The sequence below is a fragment of the Streptomyces sp. NPDC127117 genome (assembly GCF_042677325.1).
Taxonomy (GTDB): Bacteria; Actinomycetota; Actinomycetes; order Streptomycetales; family Streptomycetaceae; genus Streptomyces.
Genome location: NZ_JBHXTM010000069.1, coordinates 1 through 16,179 on the forward strand (window position 1 = coordinate 1; position 16,179 = coordinate 16,179).

Sequence of the window (16,179 nt, forward strand, 5' to 3'; positions counted from 1 at the left end):
GACTTTTAATCCGTTGGTTGTGGGTTCGAGTCCCACACGGCCTACGCCTCAGCCCCAGGTCAGAGCACATCTGAACTGGGGCTGATCTCGTTTCGAGTCGACTCAAGATCGTTAGCTGGCCCCCTGCTGGCCCGAGCGGAAAACGATCAAGACGCGCCGGAGCCCCGACCGCGAGTGCGGCCGGGGCTCCGGTTGTTCATCAGGTCACAGAGCGGGCTGCCCGCTGCCAGGGCACATCTCGCGCGAGCCCTGCGGCTGGTGGGGAGTGGTCGGGGTGCCGGGCGGGGAGCCCACGATGGCGCCGCAGGAGGGGCATCCGCCCTCGCACTGGCCGGGGTCGAATCGGTGTCCGGGGTTCGTGTCGCACATATCAGTTCCTCCTCGATGGGGGTGGTGCTGACAGAGGTGGTGCACTTGCCACTCCGACCCGGCCGGGCGGGCGCCCGCCCGGCCGGGTGGAGAGTCAGAAAGCGGACTGTAGGTCGAAAGGCTGTCCGCCCTTGCCCTGGCCGGCACGGGCCGTGTGCTGGAACAGGACGAAAATCCGGGACTCGCTGTGGAACACGAGGCCCACTCCGGGATGGTTGTTCGGCTCGGCCGCTCGCTCGCCGGATGTGTAGGTGTACACCTGCGCGATCTCTGCGTTCCCCGCGTTCGTGAGCATGGCCGCCAGGTACTGCTCAGCCCGCGAGGGGGTGATCTTGCCGTCGTCGTACAGGTCCGGCACGGGCACCTCGGCCGGAGGCACGTCTATGACGGGCACCTCCGGGCGGTCGTACTTGTCGCTGGTGGACGCGGCGGTGATCGCCGCCCACAACTGCGATCCGGTGGAGAACGTGACGTGGATCCCGAACGGCCGGCCTTCCTCCTGCCAGGGCTCGGCGGCCTTCACGTCCGGAGCTTTCAGCAAGGTCTCGACGGCGAATTCTTGGAAGCGCGCGGGTCGCATTTGTGATCATTCCTTCCGTGGCGGCCGAGCCAGTCTAGGCGGGAAGCAGCGGTTGAAAACTGTCAGCCGTAGATGGTTCCTGTTCCCTGGTGGTGGGCGGCCCGGGGCCGGGCCGCCCACGCTAACCCCGCCCGGACCCTGGACGCCGACGGTCTCGGGTACGGGTGGGGGTAGGGCCCGCTCGTGGCTGATCGGCGCGATCACAGCCACGGGCGGGGGATCAGGGGCCGAGGTCCACTGCCGTGACGCCGACCAGCTCGCGGATGAGTTTGGAGGCGAGGAGCCCGCGCTGCTGGCTGTCGCGTTTGTGGAGCCAGGCGTCGCCGGGGTGGACGTGCCAGCCCTGGGCGGTCAGGGTGTACAGCGCTCCGGCGGCCCCCCACAGCCGCGGCGACCGGACGCGCAGCGCGACGTGGTCACCTCGGCCCAGGTGCGGGCACTGGGCCACGGCCTGGCGGGCGTGCAGCTCGCAGAGCGGCGGCTGAATCGTGCGAGATCCCTCGGGCCAGGTGGGCGGGTCGCCGGGCTTGCGCCAGTCCAGGAACAGCCAGCCGGCCGGGGTCTTGCTCGCGGGCCCGCGGCATACCTGGCAGCGCAGGCCGAACATGGTTTCGTACTGGCGGCTCGGATGCATGCAGTCGTACAGCGGCCGGCCGATGCCCGGGGAGCTGGACACGCGCGCCCACAGGACGCCCGACCCGTCGCGGTCGGACGGCCGGGGATCGCCCCGGTATGCCAGGCGTGGTTGGTGCTTCATGTCCACGGTGAGTTCCCGCTCGGGCACGCCTTGCTCGGAGTCCCACATGACGACGTAGGGGACAGGCGGGCGGGTCATCGGCGCGCATCCCGCCAAGCTCGGGCGAGGCGGACTGCGGTCGGACAAGGCGAGCAGCGGCAGGATGCGCACCCGTAGGTGTGGCCCACCAGGATGCGGTACGCCTCGTCACCGGGCGAGCGAACGGTTTTCGTCATGGTGATCACTGGTGGCCTTTCCAGCAGCGGGGGCAGCAGCGGGGGAACCAGCGGGCCGCGCATCCGTGTGCGTCGACTAGGCGGGGGCCGAGGTCGTGAACCGCGTCCATGGCCAGAGGCGCGCTGCACCAGACGCAGTGCGTGCCGCGCTGCTGCGCGTCGGACAGTGTCACCGGATCGGGAAGATCAGGCATTGGTAACGCAGCAGCAGGTGGGGGCATGGTCGGCTCCATGTCAGTGGCTGGTGATGACATGGTGGGGGCACGGCAAGGCCCCGACTATCACGACATGGTGATAGCCGGGGCCATTGGTTTACAGGCTGTCAGGCGCCCAGCCAGGAGCCATACGACAGGAAGCTGTCGGGCAGTTGGCGCTTCGCTGCCTCCAGCCCGGCGTATGTCTCTCGCACCGTCTGGTGATACCGCGCCTGCTGCGGCGCCGCCCTCCGAGCCCGCAACAGGTTCTGGAACGCGTCGTCCAGCGACCCAGTCCACATCTGTGCGCGGGCAACCTCGGCGTAGTGGTGGCTCCGACGGCTGGCCGGCCACTCCTTCGGCACGTCGAGCGTGCGGCCGAGCCGGGCGGCGGTGTCGTACTCGGACAACTCGGCGTGCACGCTAACTCTGTGTACGCCGACGTTGGTTGGCCCGTAGGCCAACCAGTAGACCTCTACGGCCTCGCCAGTGCTCTCGGCAATCCGCTCGGACTCGGCAAGGTGGTCAACGGCGGTTGCACCTGACTGCGCGCGTGCAGCCATCACCGCAGCGCCCAAGTGGAGTTGACCGGTAACCACGTCGCGGGTACGTCCCGCCTCGGCCTGGTCGAGGACATCGAGGCCTGAGCGGATGAGCCGCTGGCCCGTTCGGTACTGACCGGCCCGTAGATAGATCAGCGACCGCATGTAGCGGTTGATCGCGCCGACCACCGCACCGGAACCGCGTTCGGCGGCCCACTCCATGCGGGCCAGGGCGATCGTCGCCAGGTCGGGGAACCCGAGCTTCGACGCGACGTCGTACGCGGTCCGGTAGTACGAGGAGAGCAGTAGCCACGCCTCGGACGCGGCGGCGGTGTGCGCCGCCGTGGTGGCCTCGATGATCAGACCGGGCAGTTGCCCGGCGACGCGCTTGATCTCTCCGGCCCGGACGGCGGCGAGGAGTTGCTCGTCGTCGTCGCGCAGGAGCTGGTGGGGGCGGGGAGTGATGTCCGGGTCGGCGCCGAGGTCGTACACGTCCAGCGCCTCGCGAATCGGGGCGATCAGCACGTCCAGCTCATCGGCGCGCAGCTCGGCGATGTACGGCTGGCCGGTGACAGTGGCGACTTCGACCCGCATTGCTCGCGCGACGGCTGCGATCACGTGAGGGGTTGCCGCAATGACACCCTGCTCGGTCTTTGTCAGGGTGCTGTACGGGATGCTGGATAGGTCCGACAGGGCCCTTTGGGTGAGGTGTCTCTCAAGGCGCAGCCGCTTGATGCGTGCGCCGGTGTGGTCATGCGGAAGAGCGTGCATACTGAACTCCGTTCTGACTCGACACCAGAACGGTACCCGCCGCCGTCGGCTCGGCGAGTGCTTCCGAAGGCCCCATCTTCCCCGCGATGATGGGGCCTTCGCGCATATTGAACGCACGAAAGCGCCCCCTCCCCGCGGCAAGCGGGAGGGGGCGCAGTGGTTCACGAGCGGCGACGGTCGGCCGGCAACCCGAACACGGTCGCGCTCGGGCTGGAGCCCGGGGTACTCGGTGCGCTGTCTCGCCGGCACACCAGGGCATCCGGGTCATCCGGCGGCGGCTGGAGCGAGTAGCCAGCGGGGCAGGTCTGCCCGTCGGCGCCATCGCGGCCGTTCGTGCCGTCCTTCCCGTCGGCCCCGTCCGCTCCTGCTGGACCAGGCGGACCCGCGGGCCCTGTCGGCCCGGGGACAGTGGAGTCGGCGCCGTCCTGGCCGTCCGCGCCGGCCGGGCCCGGGGATGCTTTCGGTCCGGTGGGTCCGGCCGGGCCGCGGTTTCCTTGTGTACCGGTCGGCCCCGGCGGCCCCGGAATCTGGATAGGGACCGCTGCCCGTTCCGGCAGGTCGTCGATGGCCTGCTCGGGGTCCGGTGCGGCCGGCACGTCTCCGGCCGCCCGCACCTGGCTTCGGAGGGTCCTCACGTTCCCGGCGAGGGTCGCCACCGCGGCGCCACGGCGATCGGCCTCGGCCGCCATCTCGGCCGCCCTCTGCTCGGCGTGGCCGATCTTCAGGAAGGCGACCGCGATCGCGCCGCCGAGGAAGAGGAGCGCGGCCACCACCCAGAGCACGCCGCGGCGGCGGTAGAGCAGCTGCTCGGTGCGGGTCACGGCGTGCCTCCCATCTGGGTGACGAGCAGACGGAGCCGCGCGGACTCGGCCCGCTCGGCCGCGAGTTCATTGCGCAACGTGGCCAGCTCGGAGCGGAGCTCGGTCCGTTCCTCGCGGAGTTCGGTCCGTTCTTCCTGGAGTTGATCGGTCAGGCTGTCGTAGCCGTTCAATGCTCCGCCCTCCCGGGTCGCCCTGGCCGCGCCTCGGGAGCCGTAGATGGCGGCTGCGGCTGCTACCGGGCTGGCCAGCAGTGCACCGAGCGCGGTGAGCATCGCAGCATCCATCAGGCCCCCTCGTGGCGCTGTACGGGCAGGTCAGGCGCCCCGGGCGGCGGACGCAGGGTCAGCGGTCGCGGACAGGGTGGACGCGGTGCCCTTCCGGCCGAGGCGTCCAGCGACCCAGCCCTTCGCCGAGGCGAGGAGCAGGGCGGCCGGGGCCGCCCACCACACCGGCACGTCAGCCAGCTCGACGACGGCCAGGCCGAGCGCGGCCTGCGCCCCGGTCCAGCCCGCGCGCTCCGCGAGATCCAGCAGCAGTGTGGCCTTCATCGGCCACCGTCCTTGGTGAGGGCGGCGAGCGCCTTGTCGATCCGGCGGACCCGGGTCACGAGGTCGGCGAACACCGACCGGCCGCTCCAGTAGTGCTTGTTGCTCTTCGGGTCGGGGCTGTAGTCGGCAGCGTCCGCGGGGGCGTCGAAGCGGTCGGCGCTCAGGATGCGGTCAACGACGGCGTCAGCGACCCGCCGTACGTCGGCGTCGGTCAGGGCCATGGGGTCCTCCTTGCTCGGGGTGGTGCCGCCGGGGTTCCAGCTGGCGGGGTGGGCGAGTCGCTCGGCGACGTCGGCGCGCAGCTGGCTCATGTCGATGCCGCGGGGGTCGACCTTGTCGGAGCTCCACTCGCGGTGGCCGATCACGCTCTTGGCCGTCCAGCCGTGCGCGCGACACAGGGCGGCCTGCACACGCACAATCGCGTCGTACTGGGCGGCCGGCCATGGGTCCTTGCCGTCGCCGAGGTTCTCGCACTCCCAGCCGTAGAACCGCGCGTTGCCGTCGGTCCCGTTGCTGTTGCCGCGGGCTGGCTTCGACGGCGCGGTGCCGTAGGACTCGGCGATGACCTGCTCCAGGACCTTGGGGTCGCCGCCGCCGGCGTGGTTGGTGCGGCCCCAGCCGACCATGTGCACCTGACCGTCCTTCGCGATCATTCCGTGGCAGAGGGGGCCGGGCAGGTCGGCGTAGCCGTCGCGGACTATCCGCACGGTGGACGTGGTGCCCTTGGTCACGGTGTGGTGCACGATGCTGCCGTTCAGCGGGCCCCACGCCCCGCGGGAGTTGCGGTTGTGGGTGCGCCAGCTGCCGACCTCGACGACACGCACACCCTCCGCGCGGAGGGCGGCGAGGACCGCGGCGGCGGTCAGGGGTGTAGCCATGGGACTCCAGACATGCGAAGAGCCCCGGCCAGACGGCGGGGGCTCTGGGTTTGTGATGGATCAGATCTCGGTCGGCGTCGGCGTCATCGACTCCGTGTAGGAGATGGTTCGGCCGGCCGAGGTGACGCGGAACTGCGCGCTCTGTTCCAGGACGTCCACGGCCTGCTGCACGATCGGGGCCATGGCCGGGTCGCTGGGGTTGTCCGTGGTCGCCCTGATGATCAGGGTGACGGGGTACTCGCCCACGTGGTCGATGCTGTCCGCGCGGATCTCCCACTCGGTGGCGGCTGGTCCCTGTGGTTCGCTGATCGGCATGCTGTTCTCCTCGTTGGTCTATCCGGCTGCGACAGTGCCCGAAAACGTCACGGTGTTGCCGTTCCCGATGGCGCTGGTGGGGTCCATGCTTGTCAGGGTGCAGGCCCCGCTCGCCTCGATACGCACGGATCCAGAGGCGGTGCCGCCCTTGTCGAACTGGGTGATGTACCGGGCACCTGGACAGCAGTTGGCTGGCAGGGTGCAGGCCAGAATGTCGCCGATGTTCCCGGCGGCATCGGCCGCGGCGAGGCTGGCCCCGGTTCGGGACAGGAACACCGTCCATTCGACCGTTCCGCCTGCCCGCCGGGCGCTGAAACTGGTCACGGCCCATCCGGTTGCGGGGGTGACGCTGCTGGATAGCGCCACTGGCGTGTAGTCATTGAGCCTGGCTGCGGTGATCCTCATTCCGGCAAGCCACTGCGTCATAGGTAGCTCCTCACAGAGCGGCGATGGTGGGGTGCGCGAGGCGGACATCGGTCCCGGCCAGCTGCGCCTTGACGATGCCGTTGATGGACCGGACAACGGTCATCTGCTGCGGGCTGGTCGTGGTCACCGAGGCGTCGGGGATCAACCGGATACCCCACCAGTACGAGATGTCGGCCGCGGTCGGGGTGTTGCCCTGCCGGGCGCGGACCCGGGACCGTGACGCGGTGGCCGGGGCGGTCGCCGTGACGCTGATGTACGTCCACACTCCGGCCGGCACGGCGATGGCAGTGCTGGGTGAGGTCGACAGGAGGACGTCGGCTGACGTGTACCAGTCGGTCACGATCCGCATGTCCGGCCAGCCGAGGGGTGAATACACCCACCCGCACATCGTGTACGAGGCGCCCGGGGTGATGCTGCCGACCGGGCTGTGAGGGTCGGCCAGGATCCCCGGGGAGGCCGTACCGGCGGGGGTCAGCAGCAGTGATGCCGAAGCGCCCCGGGCCTTGTTGGCCACCGCGGTGGAGTAGGTGACTGAACCGCCCGATCCAATCCATCCCGACGTGCCCGTTGCCAATAGCGGGTTCGGGTTGATCACCTGACCGACGCCTACGACGGTCATAACCTCCCCTCCCGCTGTGATGTCCCACGGCGCCTCGCCCGGATCAGCCGTCCACACCGGTCCGGTGGTCGTGCCCACGGACAGAACCGTTGCCGTCGCTGATACTGCGGCGGTCAGTTGCGATTTCTCCGTGTCCGCCCGGCCGAGTGTCGGGTCATCCATCACGCCGACGGTCCAGGGCGAACCGGGGGCGCAGTTGAACGTGATGGTCCACCCGGTGGCGCCGATCTCCTCGGTGTAGCCGCGGACGATCAGATCGACGTCGTCGGGCGGGTGGTCGGCCGGCAGATTCGTGAGCCGGATCAGGTCGCCGACGTCGGCCCGGTAGATGCTGTCGATCAGGGCGTAGGCCCGGGGGTTGCCGAGGTTGATGGTGATCCTGGTGTAGCGCAGGCCGTCGTAGGTGCCCAGGTGCATCCGCCAGTAGGCATGGTCCGCGGTCTGGGCGTCGGTCTCCAGCGACAGCGTGCGTGCCACGTCGTACCGGCCGACACCTTCGGGCGGGTCCAGCACGGACATGCGCCCGGACTCCAGTACGGCGGTGGAGAACCCGCCGCCGTCCCGCACGACCGTGACGTCGTTCTCGGTGAGCTTGTCGTCATCGGTGGGCTTGAACGGGGCACTGATCAGGCCGGCCGAGTAGTCGAGGGTGAAGACCGGTTCCTGGTTATAGAGGGTGTCCCGCCCCCGGTAGATCAGCGCCCTGGCGTCCCGCTGCTCCAGCGCGTACCCGAGATCGGTCTCCGCCACGATCGCGAACGCGTCCAGGAGCTTGGCGCGCTTCTGGATACCGAGGCGCGTGGCCGCGGTTTCCTCCCCGGACATGGACGCCCGCACGCCTTGTTCGGCCGCGACGCGCAGCATCCGCGTACTGGCGTACTCACCGGGGAACCCGGAGTACGCCCGGTACATGTCCGCCGCGGTGGGCCCCGACGGGCCCCAGCAAGTGATGTAGCCCAAGGACACCGGGTCCTTGGCCAAGTCGTCGTCCAGGTCCCACAGGAAGTTGATGCGCCGCAGGGCCTGGCCCTTGACCGAGTCGACGCCGGACGTGTTGAGCGTGCCGTCGATGTACACCGACCAGGCGGTCGTGCTCGCCCCCACCTCGGTGGTGAAGCGGATGTGGTGGGGGCTGTCGTCGAAGATCCCGGGGGCGGCAATCGTCCCGAGGAACGTGGTGGTGAAGGAGTCCGTCACCTGCCGGTCCCGGAAGACCAGGATCTGGTTCGGAACCTGCTGGAAGTACAGCAGCCATGTGAGGCGGGGGTCTGCGTCGGTGCCCTGGCCCTGGTCCTGGATCTCCAGTCGTTCGGACAGGCCGCGGCCGGACCGGAACACGTCGACTGACCAGCTGGCTGTGCCCGTTGCCGGGGGTGTGGCGGTCAGAGTGCCGAACGTGCCGGTGGGGCAGAGCATCACCGGCTCTATCCAGTCCGCGAGTTCCCCCTTCGACCACTGCGGCTTCGCTTCGATCGCCAGGGGAACGGCGGCCGGGCCGCCGTGCAGGGATGCGCCCTGGGTGGCCTGCGCCCCGTCCGTGAGCGGCCAGCATTCCAGCGGGGCATTCCCCATGATGAACCGCCGAAGCGCGGAGTCCAGGGGCTTGTTGCCCGCACCGAGGCGGCGCATGATCCCAGCCGGGGCGATCGGCGTAGTGGCGTCAGCCCCGGACAGGTCCCGCGCCGGCGGCCAGGCAGGGACCTCCCCGACCATCCGTACATGCCGGTTGGTGAGCGTGACCGACCCGGCGGTGGACCAGGGACGGCCGCTCGCGTCGGTCCAGCTGGTGGCGCCGACAGCTGCCTGTGCCACGTCCAGGTTGACGGCGGCGGCGCCCTCGATGCCGTTGCGGAGACGGAGCCCGTACACCCGGCCGGCCAGTGAGTACAGGAAGCCGCCGTTGGGCAGCTGGTTGAACTCCAGGCAGCGGCCGACCTCGAGCGAGGCTGTGCCGCCGAGGAGTGCGGTGGTGCCGGTGGCGGTCCGGTCGGCGCCGAGCTGCACCCAGGGCCCGTTCATTGTCCGGGCCGTGTAGAAGCGGACCGTACGTCCGCCCGCCTCGTTGTTGACGTCCAGGGTGACGCGGACCGCCATGCGCTGCCCGCTGTAGGCGGGGACCGGCAGCGTGGAAGTCACGTCGACGCGGTTGGCGAACGTGCCGTCGGGCGACCACATGAAGATCAGGGCGCCCGACTCGGCCAGCTCGAAGATCCAGCACCGGTTGTTCCCGGTCGAGAGGGCGTATCGGGCCGCCAGCATCTGCGGCTTGCGCCAGTTGTCCGCGGCCAGGTCCATGGAAAGGTCCAGGTCCCCGGTCACGTCCAGCGCCGCGGCGTCGGGCGTCACGAGGCGGTCCGTGGCCCCGCCGGGCATGGCCGCCCACGGGGCGCCGGCCGCCACGGAGAACCGCCACGGGGTGTTCCGCCCGATCTTCCCGAACAGCGGGGAAAGCGGATTGCGCGGGGAGTACCGGCCGTGACGGTTGTCGAGTGTGGCGGTGGCCACGCTCGGATCGGTCCGGTTGCCCTCGGACGACACTCCGCGGGTGATGGTGACCGGGTCCGACTCCCGCATGTCGGAGCTGATGTTGTTCCACTGCCCGTCGTAGAACAGCTCCGTCATGCGGGGCGGGGGCAGGCTGGGCATGGGCTATCCCTCCGCGAATCGGACGATGTCGCCGCCGCCCTTGGTACGGACGACGTTCCGGAAGAACTCGGTGAACTCGTTCTCAGCGCCGACCACCTCGAGGACCAGGCGCTGTTCCCGGGGCTGGCCTCCTGTGCTGCGCACGGGGCCGGCGACGGACTGGAGCATGCCGTCGAGCTTGGACAGCGGGAGCACCGCCTCGTCCTCGCTGCCCTCGCCGATCATGGCGAGGGTCGGGCCGGTGGTGACGCCACCGTCGGCGAGGTAGGGGATGTCCGGGGTGGCCAGGGTCACCGAGGGGATGTCCATGCCGAGGATGGACCCGCCACCGATCGTCAACGAGAAGTTGTTCCACTTCCAGATCAGGAAGTTGATCACGTTGATGAAGTTGGTTTTCAGGCTGTCCCACATGCCCGCCGCGGCGCGGCCGATCCGTCCCGGCAGGCCGGCCACATAGTCGACGATGTCACCGAACCACCCGGCGACCTGGCCCGGGATTCTGGCCATGAAATTGATCGCGGTGAGGATCGCGATGATGGCGTCCTCGATCTTTCCCGTGATCCAGTCCCAGGCATCGCCCGTTTTCCCGGTGATCCAGTCCCAGGTGTCGCCGGCCTTGGTGGTGATCCAGTCCCACGCGTCGCCGAGTTTTCCCGTGATCCAGTCCCAGACCTCGCCCGTCTTCGCGGCAATCTCGTCCCAGTAGACGGCGATCAGCACGATGGCGGCGATCACCGCGATGATTCCGGCGATGATCCAGGTGCCGGGCCAGGCGAACAGGGCGGCGTTCCACACCCACTGGGCGGCCGCGGCGATACCGATCGCCACGGCGAGCCCGACCAGAATCGGCGCCAGGACCTTCACCAGGCCCGGGTTCTCGGTCATGAACTCGCTCAGCCACTTCAGCGCGGGCAGGAACAGATCGCCCAGCGTCGTCGCCATCGTCCGCCAGATCGCATCCAGCGACTGCGAGGCGGCCATCGAGTCCGTGACTTCCTTCGCCGACCCAGCCACGCTGTCCAGGCCCGCCGCCGCGTCGGCGCCGGTCGCCTTCAGGTTCAGCAGGCTGTTGCCCATGTCCTCGCCAGGGCCGCCGAACAGGGCCGCCTGCAGCTTGGTGCGCTCGGTCTGGTCCTCGACCCCGCGCAGCGCCGTGGTGACCTGGTCGAACGCCTCGGTTCCGTGCCCGGTGTTCATGAGCGTCTGGATTTCCTTGACGTTCAGACCGAGCGCCTTCAGCGGCTCCTCGACCGCAGACGTGTCCGCCATCAGGAGCGTGAACTCCTTCAGCGCGTCACCCATCTTGTCGATCTCGAAGGTGGGGTTCTTCGCGGCCTGCGTCAGCAGCCCCATCATCTCGGGCCCGGTGAAGCCCATCTGGTCGAAGAACTCCCCGTACTCCTTGGTCAGGGCCGGCAGTTCCTCGCGGAAGGCGGGCGGGAGCTTCTGCGCGGTCGCCGTGAGGAGGTCGAGGGCCTCGGTGCCGTCCTTCACGAGCCCGGTCTTGATGAGCGTCCCGACGGCGGCGGTGCTCTCTGCGACGTCGAACTCGAACGTGTCGGCCAGAGCGATGGCGCTCTTGGTCATCTGGGCGAGCTCGGCATCGGTGGCCTTGCCCATGCCGCCGATGTTCTGGGTGACGGCGCCGAGCGCCTCGTTGACGCCTTCGATGCTGTCGGAGAACCCGGCAGAGAACACGTCCCCGGCGATGTCACCGGCCCGCTGTGCCTCGTCGGCGTTCAGGTCGAGTTGCCGGACCAGCTTGTTGTTCGCGGCCGTGGCGTCCATGGCGTTGGACAGCCCGGCCGCGAACAGACCACCGACCGCGGCGCCGGCGGCCGCGCCTTTGATGCCACCCAGACTGGACTCGACCTCGTCGGCTGCGCCCTGCGCACCGTTGGTCAGGTCTTCGGTGTTGAGCCCGATCCCGACCAGAAGTTCCTCAAGCAGCGCCATGACCGGCCTCCTGTCTGGTGCGATCGTCACCGCCCATGCGGCGGTTCATGGCCTTGGCCGTGGCGAGCATCTGCTGCCAGTCCTGGCCCGCGTCCTGGTCCCACTTCGGTATGAAGTCGGCCGGCCCTTTCGGCTTCTGGCCCTTGCCGCGGGCGGCGTTGGACACCGTGGCGGCGAGGATGGCGTTCAGGACGTCGTGGCGTTCAGGGCCGAGTGGTCCGGTGACCCGCTCGTAGGCGATCCACTCGGTGAGCTCCTGCGAGGAGTGCGTGCGCAGGAGCTCGGCCACGGACATTCCCTTGGCGAGCGCTAGCCGGAAGTAGAAGCGTCGGTTCGGGTCGTCGCGGATTTTCCCGCCGCGTCCTCCACCGCACCCTCGGAGAGACCGGAGAGGCGCTTGGCGATGTCGGCGAGCCGGTCCAGGACCGCGCCGTTCTTCTTCCCGAGCTCCTTGACTTCCTTGTCGGTGAACAGCCGCTCGAAGTCCTCGCCGACGATGCACTTGGCCACCATCTTGGCCAGCTGGTCATCGAGGTTGACGCGCTGCGGCTTGCCGTTCGTACCGATCACGACGACGGACGCCTGATACGCGTTGCGCTCGGTGCCGGACATGCCGAGCACGCGCACGGTTCCGCCCCACTCGGGCACGGGCACGTCTTCCCACGACCGGTCGTCGGCCTCGGTGATCTGGGTCTTGGTCAGCAGCGCCATGTCAGGCCCCCGGGGCGATGGTCGGCTTGCCGGACACCTTCAGCGTCAGCGACGCCGACAGCTTGTCGTCGTAGGGCGCCGACGGCTCGAACCCGGTGAGCAGCGCCTTGAACGACCAGGTCGTCTTGGCCTCGTCCGGAAACACGATCTTGTAGTTGCGTGGCTCGTCGTCGTCGAGGTCGTCGACCAGGACGTCGTGCACGGCGGGCTGGTAGTTGATGTCGGCCGACACCTCGCCGCCGTCCTTCAGCCCGCCCACGAACTCCATGTACGCGTTCGGGCTGTCGTGGCTGGTGACGTCGACCGTGGTCCGGGACAGGCCCGGACCGGTCAGGTTCGTGATGTCGGCGATGGCGGCGAACACCTCGGTTGCCGCGCCGTCGCCGCGCTTCAGCGCGACGCCGAAGCCGTTGATACCGGCCATGGGTCTCTCCTCGCATGCGAAAAGCCCCGGCCGGCGGGCACGGGGCGTTGGTCTGGGGTGGGTCAGGGGTGCTGTTCGGTGACGACCCGGTAGCGGAGCACCAGGTGGCGGATGTCGCCGGGCGGTTCAGGGTCGGTGAGTGTCTGGGAGAACTCGTACCGGGTGACGATGTGGGCCAGGCCCGGGACGGTCAGCGGCTGGTGGTCCAGCAGTGCGGTGATCCGGGCCCCGATCCGCAGGACCTGTGCGTAGCCGCGGTACTGGGACCACACATGCAGCGTGATCGCGGTCTGCCGGCCGAATCCGCCGTGCCGGTTGTCGGGAGTCTCGACGGCTTCACCGAGTACGACGAACGGGTACGGGACGGTCTCGGGCAGGTAGTCGTAGATCTTGCTGACCATGGCAGACAGCGTCGGGTCGGTGGACAGGCGCTGGTAGACGGCGCCCTGGACGGGCAGCATCGGGGCCAGTGCGTCGGTCATGGCAGCACCTTCCGGACCTCGGTCCTGATGCGGTCTGCGAGCTTGCTGCGTTCCGCTTCGATTGCCGGTCCGAGCGACGGATTGGCGGGGATGCGGCGGGTGCCGTGCTCATGGAGCGCCGCGTACCAGTCGTGCCGGTCCTTCCAGCCGACCTCAGCTTTCAGGCCATCGTTCTCGTAGTGGATGGCGACCTTGTTGCGCAGGTTCCCGGTGTCGACGCGGACGTCTCGCCGGGCGTCGGCCTGGACGGCTTCGGCGGACTCGGCGATGGCCTTCTTCGCCGCTTCGATGATGACCGGGGCGAGTTCGTCCAGGCGCCTGCGGAGCCGGTCCATTCCCTCGATGCGCACGGTGTTGCGGGCCATGGTCGTCTCCGTTCCGTCACTTGCGGGCGCGGCGGATGGCGTGGAGCTCCCCGGCGATGGCGAGCAGCGCCCAGATCAGCCGGTCGGTGTCGTTGCGCTGGGTGTCCTCGGCCGCCTGTCGGCACTCCAGCGGATCCGCCGGTAGCGGTGCCGGCCGTTCCTCGGGCATCAGGCCCCTTCCTGCTCGGTCAGTTCGCACTCGGCCCGGCGGTAGAGCGGCGCGGACGGCTGGACCACGGAGATGACGCGCAGGGCCTGGCCGTCGCCGCGCAGCTCGTCACCGCGGCGCACGTCGGCACTGGGCTGCAGGTACACGGTGTGGGTGTGCGGGGAACCCGCCTGCTGGGCGAGCATCCGTTCGGAGGCCGACGGCTGGTCGACCTTCGCCCGGACTTCGCCGGTCTGCTGGTGGGTGGTCTCCTGGCCGCCGTATCCGTCGTCGGTCGTGACGGTCCGCCACACGGCCAGCCGCCGGTTCAGGAAGTGCGTGATGTCCATCCCGGCCCCCTCTACCGGCTGGCCGGGCCCCGGGCGTAGGGCTCCAGGATCCGGGTCTCGAACTCGGTCAGGGCCTGGCCGGTGCGGTCCTTGTCGTAGCTGACGGAGTAGTCACCCAGCGACTCGGAACTGATGGCCTCTTTCGGGTTCACCCACGCCCGGCCCGCCACCTGCAGGCAGACCTGCACCAGCAGCGGCGGGACGGAGTTGTAGCCGTGGGTGTGGGTGACCTCGATGTCGGCGTCGAGCGGCCAGCACCCGTTCAGGCGGGTCAGCGTCCCGTACCGGTTCCACCGGTAGTCCGTCCCCTGCGCCAGGACCTGCCCGTCGACCTTCACCAGCGTGACGGCGGTGACGGGCATCTCCGGCAGGTTCAGGATGCGGTGGCCGGCGCCGACGAGGTGCACGACGTCGCCGACCACCTCGTCGATGGTCTGTCGCAGGCTGCCGCGGATGACTTCCTCGGCTTCCTTGATGGCTCGCTCGGCCGCCGGTTCGTCGATGGTGTCGAGCCGAAGGTGGGCCCGCAGATCATTGGCCGTCGCCCATGGTGATGCCACGACTCCACCCCCTGGGTTACGGCTTCTGCTCGGCCTTGCGCGGGGCCCGGCGGGTCGCGGTCTGCTTGCCCTGGCCGCCCGTGCGCACGCTGTCGGACGTGGTCTCCTCGATGGCGTGTCCGGCCGCGATCCAGGACCGGGCCAGGTCGTCGTCGACGGTGACGACCTGACCCGACTGGACGCGCAGACCGGCCCCGTCCGAGACGGAGCCCGCCGCGGTGATCCGGATCCGCATCAGGATGCCTTCATCACCAGGATGCGCAGCGCCTGCGGGCGCACGACGTCGCCACCGACCCGCTTGCGGATCTTCCAGCCGATCAGTCCGGCTTCGGCGTAGAGCTGGTCCAGGACCTTCACGGTCATGCCCTGCCGGTCGTAGATCCGGTACCCGGCGTTGAAGTCGCCGAACGCGGCGACCCGGGCGGACGCGGCAACCGATGCGATGTCCTCCTGGTTCTCCACGGCGTACCCGAGGAACGTGTTCGGTCGGCCCGCCTGGTTGGACGGCTGCCACAGATACTGGCCGTTGCCGTCCTTCAACACGGATACGGCCAGCTCGGTGGCCGAGGAGAGAACGAACCGGCCGTTGCGCCGGTACTGGGCCGGGGTGGCGTAGATGAGCGTCTTCATGTCGTCGATCGTCAGCGCGGCCGCGGCCCCCGCGGTGACCGTGGGCACCCCGCCCTCGGCGGTCATGAACCCGACCGGCTGCTTGTTGGCGTGCCCGGTGCCGATGGTGAACGCGGTGTCCTCCGCTTCGGCGCAGGCCCGGGTGAAGCTGTCCCGCACGAACGCGTCCAGGTTCACGTCGCTGTCATCCAGCTCGTCCTCGCCGACCTTCGCCAGACCGTAGAGGTCTTCGACGTAGGTGAACTCCTCGGTTGGGGTCGAGGGCATGGAGTCGGTGAGCGTCTGGCCGCCGGTCTCCAGCTTGCCCCAGCCCACCGTGACCTCGTCCAGCGACCGCCGGCGGACCCGGTTCGAGGTGATGCTGCGCTGCGACGCGAGGCCCCGCATGATCGTCAGCTCCGGCAGCGACCGGTTGATCTCCGCTTCGAGGTCCTCGGGAACGAGGATCTCACCGGCGGTGTTCTCGACCAGGGCGCGCTGCTCCGGAGCCATCCGGGGCAGGCCGCGGCGCAGGGCCTGGAAGAACGCGGCGCGCTGTTCGCTGGCCCGCTGCTCCTGGTTCCTGCGGCCGCCGTCGTCCGGGCGGTTCTGCCCACGCTGGATCGGCTCGGCCAGCTGCGCGGCCCGCTGCTCCTCGGCCTCCTGGCGCTCGATGCGCTCGGTCAGCGACCGGAAAGCCTCCTCGTGGCGGTCATACGTCTGGCGCTCCTCGGCCTCCAGACCGCGGTTCGCGGCTTCGGCGGTCTCGGTGATGGCCCGCATCGACTCGACGACGCCGGCCCGCTGCTGCCGCAGCTCCACGCTCGTAGGCATGGGGTACTCCTTCGCTTGGTGAAACGGTGGGGTGGTGCATCCCCGGGCCGGTCGGCCGG

At 69.5% G+C, this 16,179-nt stretch carries 21 protein-coding genes; all 21 read right to left on the reverse strand.

What is annotated here, in order from left to right; genetic code table 11:
* Positions 1-463 precede the first annotated feature (463 nt).
* The 21 genes from ACFVH0_RS35910 to ACFVH0_RS36010 all read right to left on the reverse strand — a co-directional run bounded on the left by ACFVH0_RS35910 (position 464) and on the right by ACFVH0_RS36010 (position 16,120).
* Entirely contained in the window at positions 464-949 is a 486-nt protein-coding gene (locus tag ACFVH0_RS35910; RefSeq protein WP_385827211.1) for a hypothetical protein, read from the reverse strand.
* Between the two features lie 220 nt (positions 950-1,169).
* Positions 1,170-1,784, reverse strand: a complete 615-nt coding sequence (locus ACFVH0_RS35915; RefSeq protein WP_385827213.1) for a hypothetical protein — start codon at positions 1,782-1,784, stop codon at positions 1,170-1,172.
* Between the two features lie 459 nt (positions 1,785-2,243).
* Positions 2,244-3,428 carry a helix-turn-helix domain-containing protein gene (locus ACFVH0_RS35920; protein WP_385827215.1) on the reverse strand — a complete coding sequence of 395 codons (1,185 nt, stop codon included), beginning with the start codon at positions 3,426-3,428 and terminating at the stop codon, positions 2,244-2,246.
* 161 nt (positions 3,429-3,589) lie between these two features.
* Positions 3,590-4,249, reverse strand: a complete 660-nt coding sequence (locus tag ACFVH0_RS35925; RefSeq protein WP_385827217.1) for a collagen-like protein — start codon at positions 4,247-4,249, stop codon at positions 3,590-3,592.
* Positions 4,246-4,533 (reverse strand): hypothetical protein, encoded by a 288-nt coding sequence (locus tag ACFVH0_RS35930; protein WP_385827219.1) that lies wholly within the window; start codon positions 4,531-4,533, stop codon positions 4,246-4,248. The genes ACFVH0_RS35925 and ACFVH0_RS35930 overlap by 4 nt, the downstream gene beginning before the upstream one ends.
* 30 nt (positions 4,534-4,563) lie before the next feature.
* Positions 4,564-4,797: a hypothetical protein gene (locus ACFVH0_RS35935; protein WP_385827221.1), complete on the reverse strand. Its 234-nt coding sequence runs from the start codon at positions 4,795-4,797 to the stop codon at positions 4,564-4,566.
* Positions 4,794-5,675 carry an N-acetylmuramoyl-L-alanine amidase gene (locus ACFVH0_RS35940; RefSeq protein ID WP_385827223.1) on the reverse strand — a complete coding sequence of 294 codons (882 nt, stop codon included), beginning with the start codon at positions 5,673-5,675 and terminating at the stop codon, positions 4,794-4,796. Before ACFVH0_RS35940 ends, ACFVH0_RS35935 begins: the two co-directional genes overlap by 4 nt.
* Positions 5,676-5,735: 60 nt before the next feature.
* A complete protein-coding gene (locus ACFVH0_RS35945) occupies positions 5,736-5,990 on the reverse strand; it encodes a hypothetical protein (protein WP_385827225.1) in 255 nt (84 codons plus the stop codon).
* An 18-nt stretch (positions 5,991-6,008) separates the two neighbouring features.
* Positions 6,009-6,416 carry a hypothetical protein gene (locus ACFVH0_RS35950; protein ID WP_385827227.1) on the reverse strand — a complete coding sequence of 136 codons (408 nt, stop codon included), beginning with the start codon at positions 6,414-6,416 and terminating at the stop codon, positions 6,009-6,011.
* A 10-nt stretch (positions 6,417-6,426) separates the two neighbouring features.
* A complete protein-coding gene (locus ACFVH0_RS35955; RefSeq protein ID WP_385827229.1) occupies positions 6,427-9,681 on the reverse strand; it encodes a hypothetical protein in 3,255 nt (1,084 codons plus the stop codon).
* Positions 9,682-9,684: 3 nt separating this feature from the next.
* Entirely contained in the window at positions 9,685-11,637 is a 1,953-nt protein-coding gene (locus tag ACFVH0_RS35960; RefSeq protein WP_385827231.1) for a hypothetical protein, read from the reverse strand.
* On the reverse strand, positions 11,624-11,926 hold the full coding sequence (locus ACFVH0_RS35965) for a hypothetical protein (RefSeq protein WP_385827233.1): 303 nt from the start codon (positions 11,924-11,926) through the stop codon (positions 11,624-11,626). Before ACFVH0_RS35965 ends, ACFVH0_RS35960 begins: the two co-directional genes overlap by 14 nt.
* 20 nt (positions 11,927-11,946) lie before the next feature.
* Complete coding sequence (locus tag ACFVH0_RS35970; RefSeq protein ID WP_385827235.1) at positions 11,947-12,348, reverse strand: hypothetical protein; 402 nt, start codon at positions 12,346-12,348, stop codon at positions 11,947-11,949.
* Between the two features lies 1 nt (position 12,349).
* A complete protein-coding gene (locus ACFVH0_RS35975) occupies positions 12,350-12,772 on the reverse strand; it encodes a phage tail tube protein (protein WP_385827237.1) in 423 nt (140 codons plus the stop codon).
* Between the two features lie 62 nt (positions 12,773-12,834).
* Complete coding sequence (locus ACFVH0_RS35980; RefSeq protein WP_385827239.1) at positions 12,835-13,254, reverse strand: DUF3168 domain-containing protein; 420 nt, start codon at positions 13,252-13,254, stop codon at positions 12,835-12,837.
* Positions 13,251-13,619, reverse strand: a complete 369-nt coding sequence (locus ACFVH0_RS35985) for an HK97-gp10 family putative phage morphogenesis protein (protein WP_385827241.1) — start codon at positions 13,617-13,619, stop codon at positions 13,251-13,253. The genes ACFVH0_RS35980 and ACFVH0_RS35985 overlap by 4 nt, the downstream gene beginning before the upstream one ends.
* Positions 13,620-13,635: 16 nt before the next feature.
* Complete coding sequence (locus ACFVH0_RS35990; protein ID WP_385827243.1) at positions 13,636-13,788, reverse strand: hypothetical protein; 153 nt, start codon at positions 13,786-13,788, stop codon at positions 13,636-13,638.
* Complete coding sequence (locus tag ACFVH0_RS35995) at positions 13,788-14,117, reverse strand: phage head closure protein (RefSeq protein ID WP_385827245.1); 330 nt, start codon at positions 14,115-14,117, stop codon at positions 13,788-13,790. Before ACFVH0_RS35995 ends, ACFVH0_RS35990 begins: the two co-directional genes overlap by 1 nt.
* 11 nt (positions 14,118-14,128) lie before the next feature.
* Positions 14,129-14,677 carry a hypothetical protein gene (locus ACFVH0_RS36000; RefSeq protein WP_385827247.1) on the reverse strand — a complete coding sequence of 183 codons (549 nt, stop codon included), beginning with the start codon at positions 14,675-14,677 and terminating at the stop codon, positions 14,129-14,131.
* A gap of 16 nt (positions 14,678-14,693) precedes the next feature.
* Positions 14,694-14,912: a hypothetical protein gene (locus ACFVH0_RS36005; protein WP_385827248.1), complete on the reverse strand. Its 219-nt coding sequence runs from the start codon at positions 14,910-14,912 to the stop codon at positions 14,694-14,696.
* Positions 14,912-16,120 carry a phage major capsid protein gene (locus tag ACFVH0_RS36010; RefSeq protein ID WP_385827250.1) on the reverse strand — a complete coding sequence of 403 codons (1,209 nt, stop codon included), beginning with the start codon at positions 16,118-16,120 and terminating at the stop codon, positions 14,912-14,914. The genes ACFVH0_RS36005 and ACFVH0_RS36010 overlap by 1 nt, the downstream gene beginning before the upstream one ends.
* Positions 16,121-16,179 lie beyond the last annotated feature (59 nt).